General features: G+C 75.8%; 14 protein-coding genes. 2 read left to right on the top strand and 12 right to left on the bottom strand.

Features of this window, described 5'->3' with window-relative positions; all coding sequences use genetic code 11:
- Position 1: 1 nt before the first annotated feature.
- From BD833_RS04890 to BD833_RS04880, 3 genes are read right to left on the bottom strand one after another with little or no spacing between them, the layout of a single operon-like run.
- Entirely contained in the window at positions 2–1,414 is a 1,413-nt protein-coding gene (locus tag BD833_RS04890; protein ID WP_208092332.1) for a dipeptidase, read from the bottom strand.
- Positions 1,411–1,938 (bottom strand): hypothetical protein, encoded by a 528-nt coding sequence (locus BD833_RS04885; RefSeq protein ID WP_166531978.1) that lies wholly within the window; start codon positions 1,936–1,938, stop codon positions 1,411–1,413. Before BD833_RS04885 ends, BD833_RS04890 begins: the two co-directional genes overlap by 4 nt.
- The gene (locus tag BD833_RS04880) at positions 1,935–2,900 is read right to left on the bottom strand and encodes a metallophosphoesterase family protein (protein ID WP_166531977.1); all 966 of its coding nucleotides are present in this window, start codon (positions 2,898–2,900) and stop codon (positions 1,935–1,937) included. Before BD833_RS04880 ends, BD833_RS04885 begins: the two co-directional genes overlap by 4 nt.
- A gap of 78 nt (positions 2,901–2,978) precedes the next feature.
- Here BD833_RS04880 and BD833_RS04875 point away from each other — a divergent pair, with 78 nt between their 5' ends.
- On the top strand, positions 2,979–3,830 hold the full coding sequence (locus tag BD833_RS04875; protein ID WP_166531976.1) for an alpha/beta fold hydrolase: 852 nt from the start codon (positions 2,979–2,981) through the stop codon (positions 3,828–3,830).
- 63 nt (positions 3,831–3,893) lie between these two features.
- On the opposite strand, the gene BD833_RS04870 is transcribed toward BD833_RS04875, so the two are convergent.
- The gene (locus BD833_RS04870) at positions 3,894–4,277 is read right to left on the bottom strand and encodes a VOC family protein (protein ID WP_166531975.1); all 384 of its coding nucleotides are present in this window, start codon (positions 4,275–4,277) and stop codon (positions 3,894–3,896) included.
- 190 nt (positions 4,278–4,467) lie between these two features.
- Here BD833_RS04870 and BD833_RS04865 point away from each other — a divergent pair, with 190 nt between their 5' ends.
- Complete coding sequence (locus BD833_RS04865) at positions 4,468–5,379, top strand: DUF4349 domain-containing protein (protein ID WP_166531974.1); 912 nt, start codon at positions 4,468–4,470, stop codon at positions 5,377–5,379.
- Positions 5,380–5,395: 16 nt separating this feature from the next.
- On the opposite strand, the gene BD833_RS04860 is transcribed toward BD833_RS04865, so the two are convergent.
- The 8 genes from BD833_RS04860 to BD833_RS04825 form a co-directional block, all read right to left on the bottom strand.
- A complete protein-coding gene (locus tag BD833_RS04860; protein WP_166531973.1) occupies positions 5,396–8,914 on the bottom strand; it encodes an ATP-dependent helicase in 3,519 nt (1,172 codons plus the stop codon).
- Complete coding sequence (locus tag BD833_RS04855) at positions 8,911–12,093, bottom strand: ATP-dependent helicase (RefSeq protein ID WP_243737449.1); 3,183 nt, start codon at positions 12,091–12,093, stop codon at positions 8,911–8,913. The genes BD833_RS04860 and BD833_RS04855 overlap by 4 nt, the downstream gene beginning before the upstream one ends.
- Positions 12,094–12,156: 63 nt before the next feature.
- Positions 12,157–12,318 carry a hypothetical protein gene (locus tag BD833_RS04850; RefSeq protein WP_166531633.1) on the bottom strand — a complete coding sequence of 54 codons (162 nt, stop codon included), beginning with the start codon at positions 12,316–12,318 and terminating at the stop codon, positions 12,157–12,159.
- Between the two features lie 97 nt (positions 12,319–12,415).
- A complete protein-coding gene (locus tag BD833_RS04845; protein WP_166531972.1) occupies positions 12,416–13,090 on the bottom strand; it encodes a biosynthetic peptidoglycan transglycosylase in 675 nt (224 codons plus the stop codon).
- Positions 13,091–13,271: 181 nt separating this feature from the next.
- Positions 13,272–13,595: an MGMT family protein gene (locus BD833_RS04840; protein ID WP_166531971.1), complete on the bottom strand. Its 324-nt coding sequence runs from the start codon at positions 13,593–13,595 to the stop codon at positions 13,272–13,274.
- Between the two features lie 80 nt (positions 13,596–13,675).
- On the bottom strand, positions 13,676–14,257 hold the full coding sequence (locus BD833_RS04835) for a TIGR03086 family metal-binding protein (RefSeq protein WP_166531970.1): 582 nt from the start codon (positions 14,255–14,257) through the stop codon (positions 13,676–13,678).
- A gap of 91 nt (positions 14,258–14,348) precedes the next feature.
- Complete coding sequence (gene moeZ, locus BD833_RS04830; protein WP_166531969.1) at positions 14,349–15,509, bottom strand: adenylyltransferase/sulfurtransferase MoeZ; 1,161 nt, start codon at positions 15,507–15,509, stop codon at positions 14,349–14,351.
- A 144-nt stretch (positions 15,510–15,653) separates the two neighbouring features.
- Positions 15,654–16,547 carry a DUF3152 domain-containing protein gene (locus BD833_RS04825; RefSeq protein WP_166531968.1) on the bottom strand — a complete coding sequence of 298 codons (894 nt, stop codon included), beginning with the start codon at positions 16,545–16,547 and terminating at the stop codon, positions 15,654–15,656.
- Positions 16,548–16,568 lie beyond the last annotated feature (21 nt).

Here is a 16,568-nt window from a genome sequence, read left to right as displayed (position 1 = left end):
CCTACCGCAGCCGCGCGGCCGCCAGCTCCCGCCACAGGTGCGCCGCCGCCTCGGCGCCGCGGTGCAGCATCGACAGGAGCACCCGCTCGTTCGGCGAGTGGATGCGGTCGGTGGGCAGCCCGGCGCCGAGGAACAGCAGCGGCGCCCCCAGCACCTCGACGAGGTCTGCCTCCGGGCCGCTGCCGCCCTCGCGGGTGAAGAGGACGTCCTCCGGCGCGGTGTCGAACGCCTGGCCGATGGCCGACAGCAGCGCGTCCATCGCCGGGGAGTCCAGGTCGCTGGCGCATGGGGCGACCCCGCCGGGCGGGGTGTGCACCTCGGCCTCGATGCCGGCGGGGAGGTTCGCCCGCACCCACGCCTCCAGCAGCGGGCCGACGTCCTCCGGCCGCTGGTCGGAGACCAGCCGGAAGGTGAGCTTGGCGTGCGCGTCGGCCGGGATGATCGTCTTGTGCCCGGGGCCGGTGTAGCCGCCCCACATGCCGTTGACCTCGGCGGTCGGCCGGGCGCCGGTGCGCTCCAGCGTGCTGAAGCCCGCCTCGCCGTAGGTGGCGCGCGACGCGGCCGGGCCGGCCAGCCACGCCTGCTCGTCGAACGGCACGCGGCTCATCAGCTCGCGCTCGCGGTCGGTCAGCGGCCGCACCCGGTCGTAGAAGCCGGGGATGGTGACCCGGCCCTGGTCGTCGTGCAGCGCCGCGACGAGCTCGGCCAGCGCGTGCAGCGGGTTGGGCACCGCGCCGCCGAACGAGCCGGAGTGCAGGTCGACCGCCGGGCCGCGCAGGGTGATCTCGGCGTCGGCCAGGCCACGCATCGCCGTCACGGCGCTGGGCACGTCGGGGGCGGCCATGCCGGTGTCGCTGACCACGACGACGTCGCACACCAGCCGGTCCCGCCGCTCCTCCAGCAGCCGGCGGAAGTGCGGCGACCCCGACTCCTCCTCGCCCTCGATGAGCAGCTTCACCGTGACGGCCGGGGTGTCCCGGCCGGTGGCGGCGAGGTGCGCGCGGATGCCGATCAGGTGGAACGCGACGTTCCCCTTGTCGTCGATCGCGCCGCGGGCGTGCAGCTCGGGGCCGTCGGGGCCCTCGACCCGGGTCGGCTCGAACGGCGGGTGCTCCCACAGCTCCAGCGGGTCGACCGGCTGCACGTCGTGGTGGCCGTAGACGAGGGCGACCGGCGCGCCGGCGTCGGCCGAGGGCCACTCGGCGAAGACGGCGGGCGCGCCGTCGGTCGGCCAGATCTCGACGGTCGGGAAGCCGACGCGGCGCAGCGCGTCGGCCAGCCAGGTGGCGCTGGCGGCGACGTCGCGGGAGTGCGCCGGATCGGCGGAGATCGACGGGATGCGCAGCCAGGCGTCCAGGTCGGCGTGCAGGTCGTCGAGGTGGTCGAGGACGAAGTCGCGTTCGGCGCTGGTCACGGTCCCCGACGGTAGTGCCGGGCCGGGACGGGCCGTCCGCCGTGTCCGGCCGCCGCCCGCCGCTCCGGGCTGGTCAGCCAGCGGAACACCCCGCGCTCGACGGCCTCCGCGGCCGCGATCGCCAGCAGCTGCACGCCGCCCCACAGCGCGAGCAGCGACCACTCCTGACCGGCCAGCGGCGCCTGCATGTTCCCCAGCTGGTGCAGGACGACGGCGAGCAGCACCGAGGAGAGCAGGGCCAGCGCCACCAGGGCGTGCACGGCGGCGATCCACACGTTCGGCCGCGACCGCGTCATCGTCGACTGCCGGCGCAGCCGCCGGTAGCAGACGACCCCGTAGCCCAGCCCCAGCACCGCGCTGACCGCGACCAGGTCCCAGGCCTGCCACGACGGGGCCACGCCGCCGCCGGTCGCCGTCGAGTCGAGGATCAGTGCCGGGGCGACGACGACGCCGAGCGCGGCCAGCCCGTAGGCCGCCGCCGCGCCCTCCCGCACGGTCCGCCGCGCGCGTACCCGCGTGCTCATCGGCCCTCGCGCGCCCGCAGGGTGAACCGGTCGACCAGCCCGCCGTCGGGCCGGATGCAGCGGCCGGTCAGCCGGTCGCCGTCGACCTCGACGTGCAGGTACTGCAGCACGGACGCCGCGGCCGCGGTGATCCGGCTGGGCCGCACGGGGGTGAGCTTGGCACCGCCGCCGCTCACGACGTAGGTGATCCCGTCGAGCGGGATGGTGCGCTCGTAATTGTGGTCGTGCCCGGCGAGCACCAGGTCGACGGCGTGCCGCTCGAGCACCGGGATCAGCAGGTCCTCGGCGCCCGGCGTCGCCCCGTGCCGACCCGAGGAGTAGGGCGGGTGGTGCAGGCAGACGATCTTCCACTGGCTCGTCGAGGTGGCCAGGGCGTCGTCCAGCCAGTCCAGCTGCGCGGAGGCGTCCGGCCCGAACAGGCCGGGCGTGCTGGAGTCCAGGTAGAAGAAGTCGACCGGCCCGTGCGTGCTCCGGTAGTACCGCGCCGGCGTGCCGAGCAGCCGCAGCTCGGTCTCGATCTCCTCGAGCCGGGCGTCGCTGAAGTAGACCTCGCCGTCGTGGTTTCCGATGGCCAGCTCCACGTCGACCCCCGCCTGGACCAGCGGACCGTAGGGGCGGAGGAAGACGTCCTCGAAGCGGTCATCGATCTTGCCGTAGTAGCAGATGTCGCCGAGGTGGGTGATCAGCCCGTAGGGGTTCTGCTCGTACCCCTGGGCCATCCGGGCCGCGACCGCGACCGCCTGCCGCCCACCGGTGCCGGTGTCGCCGACGGCCGCGAAGGTGAGCCGGTCGGGTGTGGTCTCCCAGGCGCGTGCGGGCAGGACCAGCTCCGGGGTCCGGCCGGGGACGAGGTCCTCGCGGCTCAGCAGCGGCCACACCTGGTCGGCGAGCACCCCGCCGGTGAGGGCTGCGCCCCCGACGCCGGCGGCCGCGGCGAGGAACTGCCGTCTGGTCAGCGACATGAAGGGTTCAACGCGGCGGCGGGTGCCCGACGTTCCCGGGCGGGGCGGCGCTCCCCCGGGACCGTTAGCGTCCGGGGCATGCCTGGAGAGCTGCTGCGCACCGATGTCGGCGACCTGACCTTCGACGTGCGCGTCGACGGACCCGAGGACGGCCGGCCGGTGCTGCTCCTGCACGGTTTCCCCCAGACGTCGGCGTCCTGGGCCGCGGTGACGCCGCTGCTGACCCAGGCCGGGCTGCGCACGTACGCCCCCGACCAGCTCGGCTACTCCCCCGGCGCGCGGCCGGCCGAGGTCGAGGCCTACGCGATGCAGAACCTGGCGCAGGTGACCGCCGACCTCATGACGGCGCTGGAGATCCCGGTCGCCGACGTGGTCGGGCACGACTGGGGCGCCAACGTCGCCTGGACGCTGGCCGCCTGGCACAGCGACCGGGTGCGGACGCTGACCGCCGTCTCCGTGCCGCACCCGGCCGCCTACACCGCGGCCTTCCGCATCGACCCGGAGCAGAAGGAGCGCTCGGCCTACATCCGGCTGTTCTGGCAGCCGGGCAAGGCCGAGGAGGTGCTGCTCGCCGACGACGCGCGGCGGCTGCGCCGGATGCTGCTGGGCGCCGACGGCGGGACCGGCGTCTCCCCGGAGGCGGTGGACCAGTACGTGGCGGTGCTCTCCGCCCCGGGCGCCCTCACCGCAGCGCTGAACTGGTACCGGGCGATGAGCTCCGACACCCGCGTGGACAAGGTCGACGTGCCCACCACCTACGTGTGGAGCGACGCCGACGTCGCCATCGGCCGCACCGCCGCGGAGGCGTGCGCGGAGTTCGTCACCGGCGACTACCGGTTCGTGGAGCTGCCCGGCATCACGCACTGGATCCCGGAGCAGGCGCCGGAGCAGCTGGCCGCCGCGATCCTGGACCGCGTCGCGACGAGCTGACCCCGGAACGCTGGGGGCGAGCACCCTGCCCCGGCGCGTGCCCGCCGCCTCCGCCGCGCCGGCTCAACGCTGGTCGCGGCGCAGGGGGTGGTCGTCGGGGACCTCGACCACCGCGATGCGGACGCCGTCGGGGTCCTCGATCCACATCTCGACCAGCCCCCACGGCTCCAGCCGGGGCGGCTGCCCGATCGTCACGTGCGCGGCCGCCAGCCGATGGTGCTCCGCGGCGACGTCCCGCACCTGGAGCCAGAGCGCCAGGCCCGTCGGGCTCCCTGTCGACCGACCGGAGACCTCCAGCAGCCCGTTGCCCAGGAAGAACACCACGCCGGGGTGCTCCTCGGGACCGAACTCGCGGTAGACCGCCAGCCCGAGGACGTCCCGGTAGAACGCCTGGGACCGTCGCGCATCCGATGGCCGGAGCAGGATGCGGCTGCTCAGGATGTCCATCGCGCCATCCTCTGCCATCTGCACGGGAGTCCGGCCCGGCCCGTCCCGCGAGCCGCCGACAAGTCGAGGAGTCGACGAGCCGACGTGTCGACAGCCGTCCGGCCCCGTCCCGGCACGTTCCCGCGGGAACGCATCCGGTGCCTCGTGCCGTCATGCCCAGGAAGGCCCTCTCCCAGAAGGAGCACACGGCATGGTCGGACGACGCACACCCGCGAGGCTCCTGCTCGCCGCAGCCCTGCTCGCCGGGGCCCTGCTCGCCGGCTGCACCGGTTCCTCCGGCGGGGAGTCCGACAGCGCGGCCGATGTCGTCGGCGGCGGTGCGACCGTTCCGGAGTTCGCCGTTCCGGGCGATCCCGGGACCGCACCGGCCACCCCGGCCGACGCCGACTCCGACCGGCAGGTGGTCACCACCGCCACCACCGCGCTCGCCGTCGACGACCCGGCCGAGGCCGCCCAGCAGGTCAGCGAACTGGTGGAGTCGGTCGGCGGGCGGGTGGAGCAGCGCACCGTGCACGCGGCGTCCGGGGAAGGGGGCGAGGGTTCGGTCGCCGACCTGGAGGTGCGGGTGCCCGCGTCGGAGCTGACCGGCGTCCTGGCGGACCTGGAGGACCTCGGCGACGTCGAGGACGTGTCGGTGTCCCGCACCGACGTGACGTCGACCGCGGTGGACCTGGACGCGCGGATCGCGGCGCTGGAGACCTCGGTGGCGCGGCTGCTGGCCCTGATGGACGGCGCGGCGACCACCGAGGCCCTGCTGGCCGCCGAGGAGGCCCTGGCCGAGCGCCAGCAGGAGCTGGAGGCGCTGCGGTCCCGACGCGCGCTGCTGGCCGACCAGGTGGAGCTGACGACGCTGCACGTGCACCTGGAGCCGTTCGGCCTGGCACCGGCCGGCGGACCGGACGGCTTCCTCGACGGGCTGGGCACCGGCTGGCGCGCCCTGGTGTCGGCCCTCGGCGGGGGCGTCGTCGTCCTCGGTGTGCTGCTGCCGTGGCTGGCGGTCGCCGCGCTGGTGGCCGGGGCGGTGCTGGTGCCGGTCCGCCGGGCGCGACACCGGCGGGCGGCCGCCGCGGTGCCGGCTCCGTCGGCGCCGCCGCAGGACTGAGGCGCGCGGGGGCCGGTCAGCCGGTCCCGGTCACCAGGGCCAGCAGGCCGGCCTCGTCGAGCAGGTCGACGGGGCGGATCGTCTCCTCGGCGGCCACGTGGTGGAAGCCGGCGCTGACCTGCTCCACCGGCACCCCGGTCAGCCGGGACCAGCCCAGCCGGTAGGCGGCCAGCTGCACGCCGACCGCGGCCAGCTCCGCTCCGGACGGCGGCGGGCCGGTCTTCCAGTCGATGACCTCGTAGCCGCCGTCCTCGCGCTGGAACACCGCGTCGATGCGCCCCCGGAGGGTCAGCGGACCCAGCGGTGTCTCGAACGGCACCTCCACCTCGGTGGGCTGCCGGTCGGCCCACTCGCTGGCCAGGAACGCCTCCCGCAGCTCGTCGAGCTGGTCGTCGGGCGCGGCCAGCTCGTCACCGGAGCCGGGCAGCTCGTCGAGGTCGACCAGCCGCGCCGCGCCGAACCGCTCCTCCAGCCAGGCGTGGAAGGCGGTGCCCCGGCGCGCCTGCGGAGCGGGCGCGGCGGGCATCGGCCGGCGCAGCCTCCGGGCCAGCTCGCCCGGATCCCGGCGCAGCGTGACCAGCGCCGACACCGACAGGTGCGAGGGCAGCGGCACCTCGACGGTCGGGCGGGCCGCGGCGGCGCGCTCGCGGAGCAGCAGGTCGGCGTCGCGCACCCACGAGGCCACCAGCTCGTCCGGCTCGCCGAGCACCAGGTCGGGGTCCAGCGGGTGCGGGGCAGCGCCCTCGACCAGCTGGGCGGCGGCGGTCAGCGCCCGACGGCGCGGCTCCGACAGCGGGTCGGCCGGCCACACCCCGACCGGCCACTCCTCCAGCGCCGGGTTGGTGGCGCCGTCCTCCGGTGCGGCTGCCCACTGCACGACGGTGCCGGCACCGGCCTCGCACGCCTCCTTCGCGGTGTGCAGCAGGGACGACGGCCCGCACGGCCGGACCCCGTCGCGCCACCAGCTGCCCGAGCACAGCAGCAGCCGCTTGGCGCGGGTGACGGCGACGTAGCCGAGCCGGATCTCCTCGTCGCGGCCGAAGTCCTTCCACTCCTGGACGTAGTCCTCCAGGGCGTCGCGCACCGCTGCCTGGTCACCCGAGCCGGGCACCGGCAGCCGCAGCTGCGGCAGCTCGGCGCGGTCGGTGAGACGGAGGTCGACCGGGACGGCGCCCGGGTCCTTGATCCAGGAGTCGCTGGCGTTGCTGCGCGCGGGGAACTGGTCGACGGTCATCCCGGGCACGGCGACGACGTCCCACTCCAGCCCCTTGGCCGAGTGGCCGGTGAGCAGCTGCACCGCCTCCCGGTTGACCGCGACCTCGCCGGGTTCCAGCCCCCGCTCGCGCTCCTCGGCGTCCCGCAGGTAGCCCAGGAACGCCGGCAGCGAGGGCAGCTCGGCCAGCTCGGTGAACTCCGCGGCGACGCCGTGGAGGGCGTCCAGGTGCGCCCGCGCACCGGCCGGGCTGACTCCGGGCGCGCTGGCCAGCTCGGTCTCCAGCCCGAGCGTGCGGGCCACCTCGTCGACCAGGTCGGGCAGCGAGTCGCCGATCCGCGTGCGGAGGTGGGCCAGTTCGCCGCCCAGCCGGCGCAGCCGCCGGTAGCCGGTGGGCGAGTACTGCGCGGCGTCGCCGAGGTCGTCCAGCGCCTCGACGATGCTGCCGCGCTCCTGCGGCGGCTCGACGGCCCCCGGCCCCTCTGTCGGCTGCCCGCCCTCGTCCGGGCGGGCGGGGCGGCGGGAGCGCACCAGCGCCCGGGCGCGCGCCTCCAGCGCAGCGAGGTCGCGCGGCCCGATCCGCCACCGGGCACCGGTGAGCAGCCGGCCCATCGCGTCCCCGGCGGTGGGGTCGACCAGCACCGTCAGCGTGGCCACCACGTCGGACACCTCGGGCACCTCGAGCAGCCCGCCCAGCCCCACCACCTCGACGGGCAGGCCGCGCTCGCGCAGCGCGGCGGCGATGCCCGGCAGCTGCTTCCGGGTGCGCACCAGGACAGCCATCGACGGGTGCTGCATTGCATCGCGGTCCTCCGGACCGCACCGCGGCCAGGTGCCGTCCCCCTGCTCGGCGGAGCCACTGCGTCGTCCCTGCGCGGACCCCTCCGGGGCCATGACATCGCGGTCCTCCGGACCGCACCGCGGCCAGGTGCCGTCCCCTGATTGCGTGGAGCCGCTGCGTCGCCCCTGCGCGGACCCCTCCGGGGCCCACTCGGGACGAGCGGCTTCCACACCCGAGTACCACGCACGCGCGAACCGGTCGGCCAGCGCCGCCGTCTCGTCGGCCACGGTGTCGTACAGCCCGACGGTGACCGCGCCGCGGCCCGCCGTCGGTGCAGGCGCCAGGTCGGGCAGTGGCTGGGCCGGCTCCGGCAGCATCGCCGAGACGGCGTTGGCCACGGCGAGCACCGCCTCGTCGTTGCGCCAGCTGGTGGCCAGCGTCAGCCGCTGCGCGCCCCGGCCGGGGCGCCCGGGAAAGGTGCGGGCGAACCGCTCGATCGTGCCCGCGGACGCGCCGCGCCAGCCGTAGATCGACTGGCGGGGGTCGCCGACGGCCAGCACCGGATGGCCGCTGTCCCCGCCGAAGAGCGCTTCGAGCATCCGGAGCTGCCCGACGCTGGTGTCCTGGTACTCGTCCAGCAGCACCACCTGCCAGCGCGCGCGCTCGCGGCGCCCCACCTCGGGCGAGGCGACGGCGATCCGCGCGGCGTAGGACACCTGGTCGGCGTAGTCGATGGAGCCCATCGCCCGCTTGCGGGCCTCGAACGCCTCGACCAGCGGCAGCAGCGCCACGCGGGCCCGCTGGCGGGCCAGCAGCTCGGTCACCGCGGCGTAGGGCCCCTTCTTCTTCGGCGCGTCCGCGTATCCCGCGATCTGCGCCTCCAGCCGCGCCGTCCAGGCGCGCAGCGCCGCCGGGGTGACGTCGTGCTCCCCCATCTCGGCGGCCAGTGCCAGCACGTCCTCGACCGTGGTGAGCAGCGACAGCGGCACGTCGGACATGTCGCCGGTCCAGGCGGCCACCGCCGTCGTCGCCTGGCCCCAGCACATGGCCGGCCCGAGGACGCCGGCGCCGGGCTCCACCCCGATCCGCAGCCCGTGCTCGGCCACGAGCGACGCCGCGTACCCGTGGTAGGTCGAGACCGTCGGCTGGGCGATGGCCAGGCGCTCGCGGAGGTCGTCCTCGGTGGACGGGTGCCGGGCCAGCGCCCCCAGGCGGAGCCGGATCCGCTCGTTGAGCTCGCTGGCGGCCTTGCGGGTGAAGGTGAGGCCGAGGATCGCCTCGGGCTCCACGATCCGGTTGGCGACCAGGTAGGACACCCGCGCTGCCATGGTCTCGGTCTTGCCCGAGCCGGCGCCGGCGACGACCACCAGCGGCCGGTCGGTGGGCGCGCGGACGACGCCGGCCTGCTCGTCCGACGGCGCGTAGGAGAGCCCGCAGCGCTCGGCCACCTCTGCCGGCGTCAGCAGCCGGCGGGGCTCCTGCGGCGCCGCCGGGGCCTCCGCCAGCAGGTCGTCGAAGGACAGCTGCCCGTCGTGGGTCATCCGGTCACCTGCCGTCCGCGCTCCTGCAGCGGGCAGCTGCGCCGGGCGGGGCACCGCGCGCAGTGGCTGCCGGTGCGCACCTCGAACGTGCCGGCGCCCATCCCCTCGCCGACCTCGGCCACCAGCTGCCCGGCCCAGGTCTGGTCCAGCGGCACGTCGGCGGGCAGCGGCTCCTGGTGCTGCTCCTTGGCCTTGGCGCCGGTGCCGACCTGGAGCAGCGCGGCGCCGCCGGGCACGGTGCCGTGCTCGGCGAACCCGCCGGCGGCGATCGCCACCTGGTAGGCGGCGAGCTGGCCGTGCTCCTCGGTGTTCTTGGCCGCCGTCTTCCCGGTCTTGAGGTCGACGACGACCAGCCGCCCCTCGGCGTCCCGCTCGAGCCGGTCCACCTGCCCACGGATGCGCGCCCGGCCGATCACGACGTCGACGTTCCCCTCGGCGCTGAGCAGCTCCCGGCCGTTGGCGGCGTGCCAGCGGAGGAAGCGGTCGAGCATGTCCTGGGCCTGGACGCGCTGCCGCTGGTCGGCCCAGCCGGGGCCGAGGTCGAGCTGGTCCAGCTCGCCGTCCAGCACCGCCCGCGCGTCGGCCGGCGGCAGCCCCTCGGCGACCTGCTGGGCGACCGCGTGCACCGCCGTCCCGACGGTGCGGGTGGCGTCCGGCGAGGCCTCGGCGCCGACCGCGCCCAGCACCCAGCGCAGCGGGCAGCGCTGGAAGGTCTCGATGGCCGAGGGACGCACGCGCACCGGCTCCTCCTCCGGCACCAGCGGCGCGTCGTCCGACAGCGGGGCGAGGCCCCACCAGCGGGCGGGCGCGGCGCCGGCCACGCCCTCGTCGGCCAGCCGGCGGAGCAGCGCCGCAGCCGGGGCACGGCGGGCCGGGGGCGTCTGCGGATCGGTGACCGCCCGGCGCAGCTCGGCGACCAGCGCGGGCAGGGTGAGCGCCCGGGGCAGCTCGGTGAGCGGACGGCCGTCGGCGGAGGGTGGCTCGACCAGGTCGAGGAACCGGGAGGCGGTGGCGCCGGCGTCCGCGCTGTCCAGCGCCCCCTCGATGGCGGTGACGACGAGCCGCCGCCGGGCGCGGGTGGTGGCGACGTAGAACAGCCGGCGCTCCTCGGCCAGGGCCAGCGTGCGGCGGTCGGTGCCCGCGGCGTCGAGCCCTGCGGCCTTCTCGACCAGCACCTCCGCGCCGAGCAGCGACGCCCGCTCGCGGAGGTCGGGCCACACGCCCTCCTGCACGCCGGAGACGCACACCACGTCCCACTCCAGGCCCTTCGCGGCGTGCGCGGTGAGCAGCCGGACCGTCTCGCCGGCGGCCCCCCGGGCGGCGCCGGTGTCACCGGGCAGCTCCTGTGCCGACAGGTGGGCGACGAACGCCCGGACGTCGGCCGACGGCAGCCGGTCGACGAACCCCGCGGCGGCGTCGAACAGCGCGACGACGGCGTCCAGGTCGCGGTCGGCGACGGCTCCCGGCGGACCGCCGGCGGCGCTGGCCCGCGCCCAGCGGGCGCCCAGCCCGCTGCGCTGCCACATCGCCCACAGCACGTCCTCCGCGGTGCCGTCCTGCGCCAGCGCTAGCCGGCCGGCGGCCATCACCGCCGCCACCCGCGCGGCCGGCCGGGCCAGCTGCTCGGGCAGCGCCTCGAGCAGCGCCTCGTCGGTGAGCGCGTCGGCCAGCGGAGTTCCCCGCTCGGCGGCGTCGACGCCCCGCTGGGCCTGGGCCACCCGTACCGCACGGCGCAGCCGGCGGAGGTCCAGGACGGTGGCGCCGCCCAGCGGAGAGGCCAGCAGCGCCTCGGCTCCCGGCTCGTCGAGACCGGTCGGCTCGCCGTCGGGACGCGGGAGCAGCGCCGTGAGCGCGTGCAGCAACGGGGCCACCGCGGGCTGCGCGGCCAGCGGCAGGTCGTCGGTGGAGACGGTGACCGGCACGCCGGCGGACGCCAGCGCCCGGCGGAACGGCCCGAGCACCCCGGCCGTCCGCACGACCACCGCCATCTGCGACCACGGCACGCCGTCGAGCAGGTGCGCCCGGCGCAGCACGTCGGCGACGTAGACCGCCTCGACCGCGGCCGAACCGAAGACGTGCACCTCCGCCTCGCCGGGGGGCGTCGACTCCCCCGCCGCCAACCGGCGGTGCTCCCAGGGGCCGGGCAGCCCCTCGGCCACCCGCCGGCTGATCCGCAGCAGCTCCTCCCCCGACCGCCGGCAGACGCCCAGCGAGACCCGGTCGGCCGCGCGGCCGTCGGTGTGCCGGAACCGGTCGGGGAACTCCACGATGCCGCGGGGCTCGGCCCCGCGGAAGGCGTAGATGGACTGGTCCGGGTCGCCGACCGCGACCAGGTTGCCGCCGCCCCCGGCGAGCAGCGCCAGCAGCTCGACCTGCGCCGGATCGGTGTCCTGGTACTCGTCGACGAACAGCCAGCTGGCCCGCTCGCGCTCCTGGCGGAGCAGCTCCGGGTCCTCGCTCAGCTCGAGGATGGCCTGGCGGACCAGCTCCGCCGGGTCGTACCCGGAGGCGTCCCCGCGGGAGGCGACCCAGAAGTCGCTGACGTTCTCGTACTGCTGCTGGAACGCGGCGGCGTGCACCCAGTGCTCGCGGCCGGTCTCGCGGCCCCAGGCGGCCAGCCGCGCGGGGCCGACCCCCCGCTCCGTCGCGCGCAGCAGCAGCTCGCGCAGCTCCGCCCGGAACCCCTCGGTGCCCAGCGCCGGCGCGAGGTCGGCGGGCCAGCGCACGGTGCCCACGCCCTCGGCGTCGCCGCGCAGCAGCTCGGCGACGACCGCGTCCTGCTCGGCGGCGGTGAGCAGGCGCGGCGGCGGGTCGCCGCGCAGCACGGCGGCGCGGCGCAGCACGCCGTAGGCGTAGGAGTGGAAGGTGCGGGCCAGCGGCTCACGGATGGTGCGGGCCACCCGGGCGGTGATTCGGGTGCGCAGCTCGGCAGCGGCCTTGCGGCTGAAGGTCAGGACCAGGATCTGCTCGGGATCGATCCCGGTGTCGATCCGGCGGGCGACGGCCTCGACGATCGTGGTGGTCTTCCCGGTGCCGGGGCCGGCGAGCACCAGCAGCGGCCCCCCGGCGTGGTCGACGACCGCCTGCTGCGTCGGGTCGAGCCGCGGCGCCGTGGTGCGCGGCGGCTCCCCCGGCAGCAGCCGGTAGACCGGACCGCTCTCACCGCCGTGCTGTGCCACCCCCCGATGGAAGCACGGGGGTACGACGATCCGGCGCGGGCGCGTGGGCGCGCCCGCCCGGGATCAGGCCAGCGAGTCCAGCAGCGACTGCTCGAGCATCAGATCGGTCGCGGTGGTCAGCCAGCCGGCGACGAGGAGCAGCGGCCACGCCTGCTCGCGGTCCAGCGACGCGGTTCCAGCCATCAGCCCGGCCTGGGCGACCGCCCGGCACGCCATCGTGTTCATGCCCTCGGATCGGCACGGACGGCCGGGAACTGAAGGTGGCGCGGCGAACTGGTTCGCACGGGGTTGCCGGACACGTGCCGGCAATGCGGGCCGGCGGTCAGCTCCCCCCGACCAGTCCCCACGGCCGGGCCGCGATGTCGTCGGCCTCCGCCCGGTCGAGGACGCCGACCGCGACCAGGCGGCCGAGGACGTGCTCCTGGCGGGCCGCGGCCAGGTCGGGAGAGCGGAACGGGTCGTAGGCACTGGGCGCCTGCACGAGGCCGACGAGCACCGTCGCCTGCGCCCAGTCCAGCTCCTCCGGGGGCAGCCCGAAGTAGCCCTGCGCCGCGCTGCCGACGCCGTAGAAGCCGTGCCCGAAGTAGGCGGCGTCGAGGTACATCCGCAGGATCTCCGTGTCGCTCCACTCCCGGTCCACCTTGACGGCCAGGACCACCGCGCGGGCCTTGGCCGCCGGGTCGGTCGCGCCGTCCTCGTACAGGATCCGGGCCAGCTGCTGGTGCAGGGTCGACCCGCCCTGGTCCTCACCCGTCAGCAGGCCGAGGGGCGCCCGCAGGACGCCGCGCCAGTCGACGCCGGGGTGGTCGTGGAAGTGGCTGTCCTCGGTGGCCAGCAGGGCGGCGGCGATCCGGGGTGGCGCATCGCCCGCCAGCGGGATGCCGCCGTGCTCGGCCACCCGCTCGGCCACCCGCTGCCGGGCGTCGTCCACCCCGGGCGTCGCCGCCCAGAGGACGGCGACGCCGGCCGTCAGCACGATCAGCAGGACGGCCAGCACGCGGCCACCGCGGCGGAGCCACCGGACGGCTCGGCGGGGCCTTCGGCGGGCGGGTTCTCCGACAGGGGGCACGGATCTCTCCGGGGTCGACGTCAGCACCCTGTCAGTCCACGCCGCCGAGGTCACCCCGCACATCGCCCCACGGGTCGATCCTGGGCGGCGCCGGCGTCATCCCGCGGTGCTACTCCCCGGCGCGGTCCGGCCAGCCGACCGCCGCCAGCACGACCCTCCCGTTGCGCACGGGCACGCCCTCGCCGGCCAGCAGCTCCAGCTGCCGCACCCGCACGGGCTCGGCCGCCGAGCCGTCCGCCCGCAGGACCCGGTGCCAGGGCACCGCGGCCCCACCCTGCGCCAGCGCGCGGGCGACCCGGCGCGGGCCGACGCCCACGATCCGGCCGATCGCCCCGTAGGTGCTCACCCGGCCCGGCGGGATCTGCTCGACCACGTCGAACACCGCCTCGTCGACGTCGAGGGCGGGATCGCTGGCGGAGGGGGTGCCGGCCACCGGCAGATCATGGCAAGCGCCGGCCGCCGGGCGGGCATCCGTGGCGCGGACGTCCGCCTGCGGGACGAGGACCGCGGCGGTCAGGTGGCCTTGCGGCCGAACCGCGCCAGCAGCCGGGTCTGCGGATCCGCTGCGGCGGAGACGTCCAGCGGCGGGCCGAACACGCCGGGCACGCCGTCCTCCGGCAGCCGTTCGGCGTAGACCAGCGCCGCCGTCACCAGCTCGCCGTCGAGCTCGGTGTCACCGCCGGTGGCGTGCGCCAGGTCCCAGGCGTGCACGGTGAGATCGGTGGTCATCTCGAAGATGTACTCGGCGCTGGGCGTGGGCCCCCGGGACAGGTGCACCGTCCGGACCAGGCCCTCGTCCTCGGCGAACGCCGAGAGCGCGCCGTCGGCCGCGGACTCCCAGCCGAGCAGCGGGTCGTTGCCGAGCAGGTCGCTGGTCTCGTCCGGGAAGCGGCCCTCGGCGTAGGGCTCGCCGGCCATCAGCGGCGGCACCCACAGCTGTTCGCTGACCAGGTGCGCCACCAGATCGGCGACCGTCCACTCGGGGAGGGCCTGGTCCTCCCAGCGGTCGGGCTCCACCGCGTCGACCCGGTCGGTGAACTGGTTCTGGGCCCGCTGGAAGAGCTCGAGCAGCTCCACGGGCGAGAAGTCGGACATGGGAGAAGTGAACATGCCGAGGGCCCGGCCCGCCTCCCCGAGGAGAGACGGGCCGGGCCCTGGTGAGGCACTCGAGGGACGAGGTCCCTGCTCAGTACGTGGGCAGCGCCTTGTCGATGCGGGTGGCCCACGCCGTGACGCCGCCCTGCACGTGCACGGCGTCCTTGAAGCCGGCGTTCTTGACCGCGGCGAGGACCTCGGCCGAGCGCACACCGGTCTTGCAGTGCAGCACGATCGGCCTGTCCTGCGGCAGCTCCGAGAGCTTGCGGCCGGAGAGGATCTCGTCCTTGGGGATCAGCTTCGCGCCCGGGATCGAGACGATCTCGTACTCGTTGGGCTCGCGGACGTCGATCAGCTCGAAGTCCTTGCCGGCGTCCATCATGTCCTTGAGCTCGTCGACGGTGATCGTCGAGCCCGCGGCCGCCTCCTGGGCCTCCTCGGAGACCACGCCGCAGAACGCCTCGTAGTCGATGAGCCCGGTGATCGGCTCGCCCTCGGGGTCCTTGCGCACCTTGATCGTGCGGAAGGTCATCTCCAGGGCGTCGTAGACCATCAGCCGGCCCAGCAGGGTCTCGCCGATGCCGGTGATCAGCTTGACCGCCTCGGTGGCCTGGATGGCGCCGGCCGTGGCGCACAGGACGCCGAGCACGCCGCCCTCGGCGCAGCTCGGGACCATGCCGGGCGGCGGGGGCACCGGGTAGAGATCGCGGTAGTTCGGGCCGTGCTCGTTCCAGAAGACCGACACCTGGCCGTCGAACCGGTAGATCGAGCCCCACACGTAAGGCTTGTCGAGCAGCACGCAGGCGTCGTTGACCAGGTAGCGCGTGGCGAAGTTGTCGGTGCCGTCGACGATCAGGTCGTACTCGCGGAAGATGTCCAGCACGTTCTCGCTGTCCAGCCGCGTCTCGTGCAGCCGGACGTCGATGAGCGGGTTGATCTCCTTGATGGAGTCGCGCGCGCTCTCGGCCTTGGACCGGCCGACGTCGGACTGCCCGTGGATGATCTGGCGCTGCAGGTTCGACTCGTCGACGGTGTCGAACTCGACGATGCCCAGCGTGCCGACGCCGGCCGCGGCCAGGTACATGAGCACGGGCGAGCCGAGGCCGCCGGCGCCCACGGCGAGCACCTTGGCGTTCTTCAGCCGCTTCTGACCGTCCATCCCGACGTCGGGGATGATCAAGTGGCGGCTGTACCGGCGGACCTCCTCGATGGAGAGGTCGGCGGCGGGCTCCACCAGGGGTGGCAGGGTCACGCTTGCTCCTTCACGTCGCGGACGGCGGCCCCGCGAGGCCGGCGATCGTGTGCGACAACAGCGTGCCAGCCCGGGCTGTTCCCGCCCCGCGCGGTCCGCGCCCCCCTCGGCCGGGGACGCCCGGGGTCGGGCGCCGCCGCACCGTCAGGGATACGGCCAGGCGTTCTTGACGCAGCCGTCCAGGCCCAGCGTCTGCTGGACCATGACCGGTGCCGGCTGCCCCGGCCCCGGACAGCCGACGTGGCCGTTGCCCAGCGCGTGACCGACCTCGTGGTTCACCACGTACTGGCGGTAGGTCGCGATGTCGCCGTCGTAGTGCGGGACGGCGGTGGCCCAGCGGGCGAGGTTGATGACCGCCCGCTCGCCGTACCGGCAGGAGGTGTAGCCCCCCGTGCCCACACCGGGGCAGTAGGTCTCCATGCTGCCCGGGCTGACCAGGCTGACCTTGAAGTCGTACTCCGCGCCGGCCCCCACGCGCTGGAAGGACATCCGGCCGCCGCTGCCCCACGACCGCGGATCCCCCAGCGTCGCGGTCACCGCGTCGGCGAAGGCCGCGCCGTCGACGCCGATGCCGTCCTCCACCTCGACGGCGAAGCGCTGCAGCGGGCCGCTGCCCAGCACGTCGGAGGTGCTGTCGACGACCGACAGGGTGCCGGCCCCCTGCTCGACGTACTGCTCGGCGACCGCCGCCGGCGCGGCCGGCTCGGACGGGCCGGCGTCCCCCTCGGCGGGCGGGACGGTGCCGGTCGGTGCCGGTTCGGGTTCGGAGGTCACCGGTGCGGGAGCCGACGCCGGAGCCGGCTCGGCCGTCGCCGACGGGACGGGCCGGTGCAGCACCAGGTCCACCAGTACGGCGATGGTGGCGAGGGTCAGCAAGGGAATGGCGTACGCCCGCCAGCCGTAGCGCCGGGTGAACCGGCGGACCCGCCCCTCCGGCGGCCGGATCTGGCGCGGGCGGACCGGCGGGCGGGGCTCGACGCGGGCGACCAGGGGACGCGGCGGCGCCGTCGGGCGGCCATCGGCCGGGCGTCCGCTCACCGGTCCCCCTCCTGACTCGTC

This window comes from Blastococcus xanthinilyticus, assembly GCF_008124835.1.
Classification (GTDB): Bacteria; Actinomycetota; Actinomycetes; order Mycobacteriales; family Geodermatophilaceae; genus Blastococcus; species Blastococcus xanthinilyticus.
Note: the sequence above shows the minus strand (reverse complement) of the source record. Positions and strands in the feature narration are given on the sequence as shown.

Bases quoted from the DNA above. Each gene is read 5' to 3' on its own strand.
- BD833_RS04860 (WP_166531973.1), bottom strand. From the start codon at position 8,914: ATGACCCACGACGGGCAGCTGTCCTTCGACGACCTGCTGGCGGAGGCC.
- BD833_RS04850 (WP_166531633.1), bottom strand. From the start codon at position 12,318: ATGAACACGATGGCGTGCCGGGCGGTCGCCCAGGCCGGGCTGATGGCT.
- BD833_RS04875 (WP_166531976.1), top strand. From the start codon at position 2,979: ATGCCTGGAGAGCTGCTGCGCACCGATGTCGGCGACCTGACCTTCGAC.
- BD833_RS04835 (WP_166531970.1), bottom strand. From the start codon at position 14,257: ATGTCCGACTTCTCGCCCGTGGAGCTGCTCGAGCTCTTCCAGCGGGCC.
- BD833_RS04865 (WP_166531974.1), top strand. From the start codon at position 4,468: ATGGTCGGACGACGCACACCCGCGAGGCTCCTGCTCGCCGCAGCCCTG.
- BD833_RS04885 (WP_166531978.1), bottom strand. From the start codon at position 1,938: ATGAGCACGCGGGTACGCGCGCGGCGGACCGTGCGGGAGGGCGCGGCG.
- BD833_RS04880 (WP_166531977.1), bottom strand. From the start codon at position 2,900: ATGTCGCTGACCAGACGGCAGTTCCTCGCCGCGGCCGCCGGCGTCGGG.
- BD833_RS04870 (WP_166531975.1), bottom strand. From the start codon at position 4,277: ATGGACATCCTGAGCAGCCGCATCCTGCTCCGGCCATCGGATGCGCGA.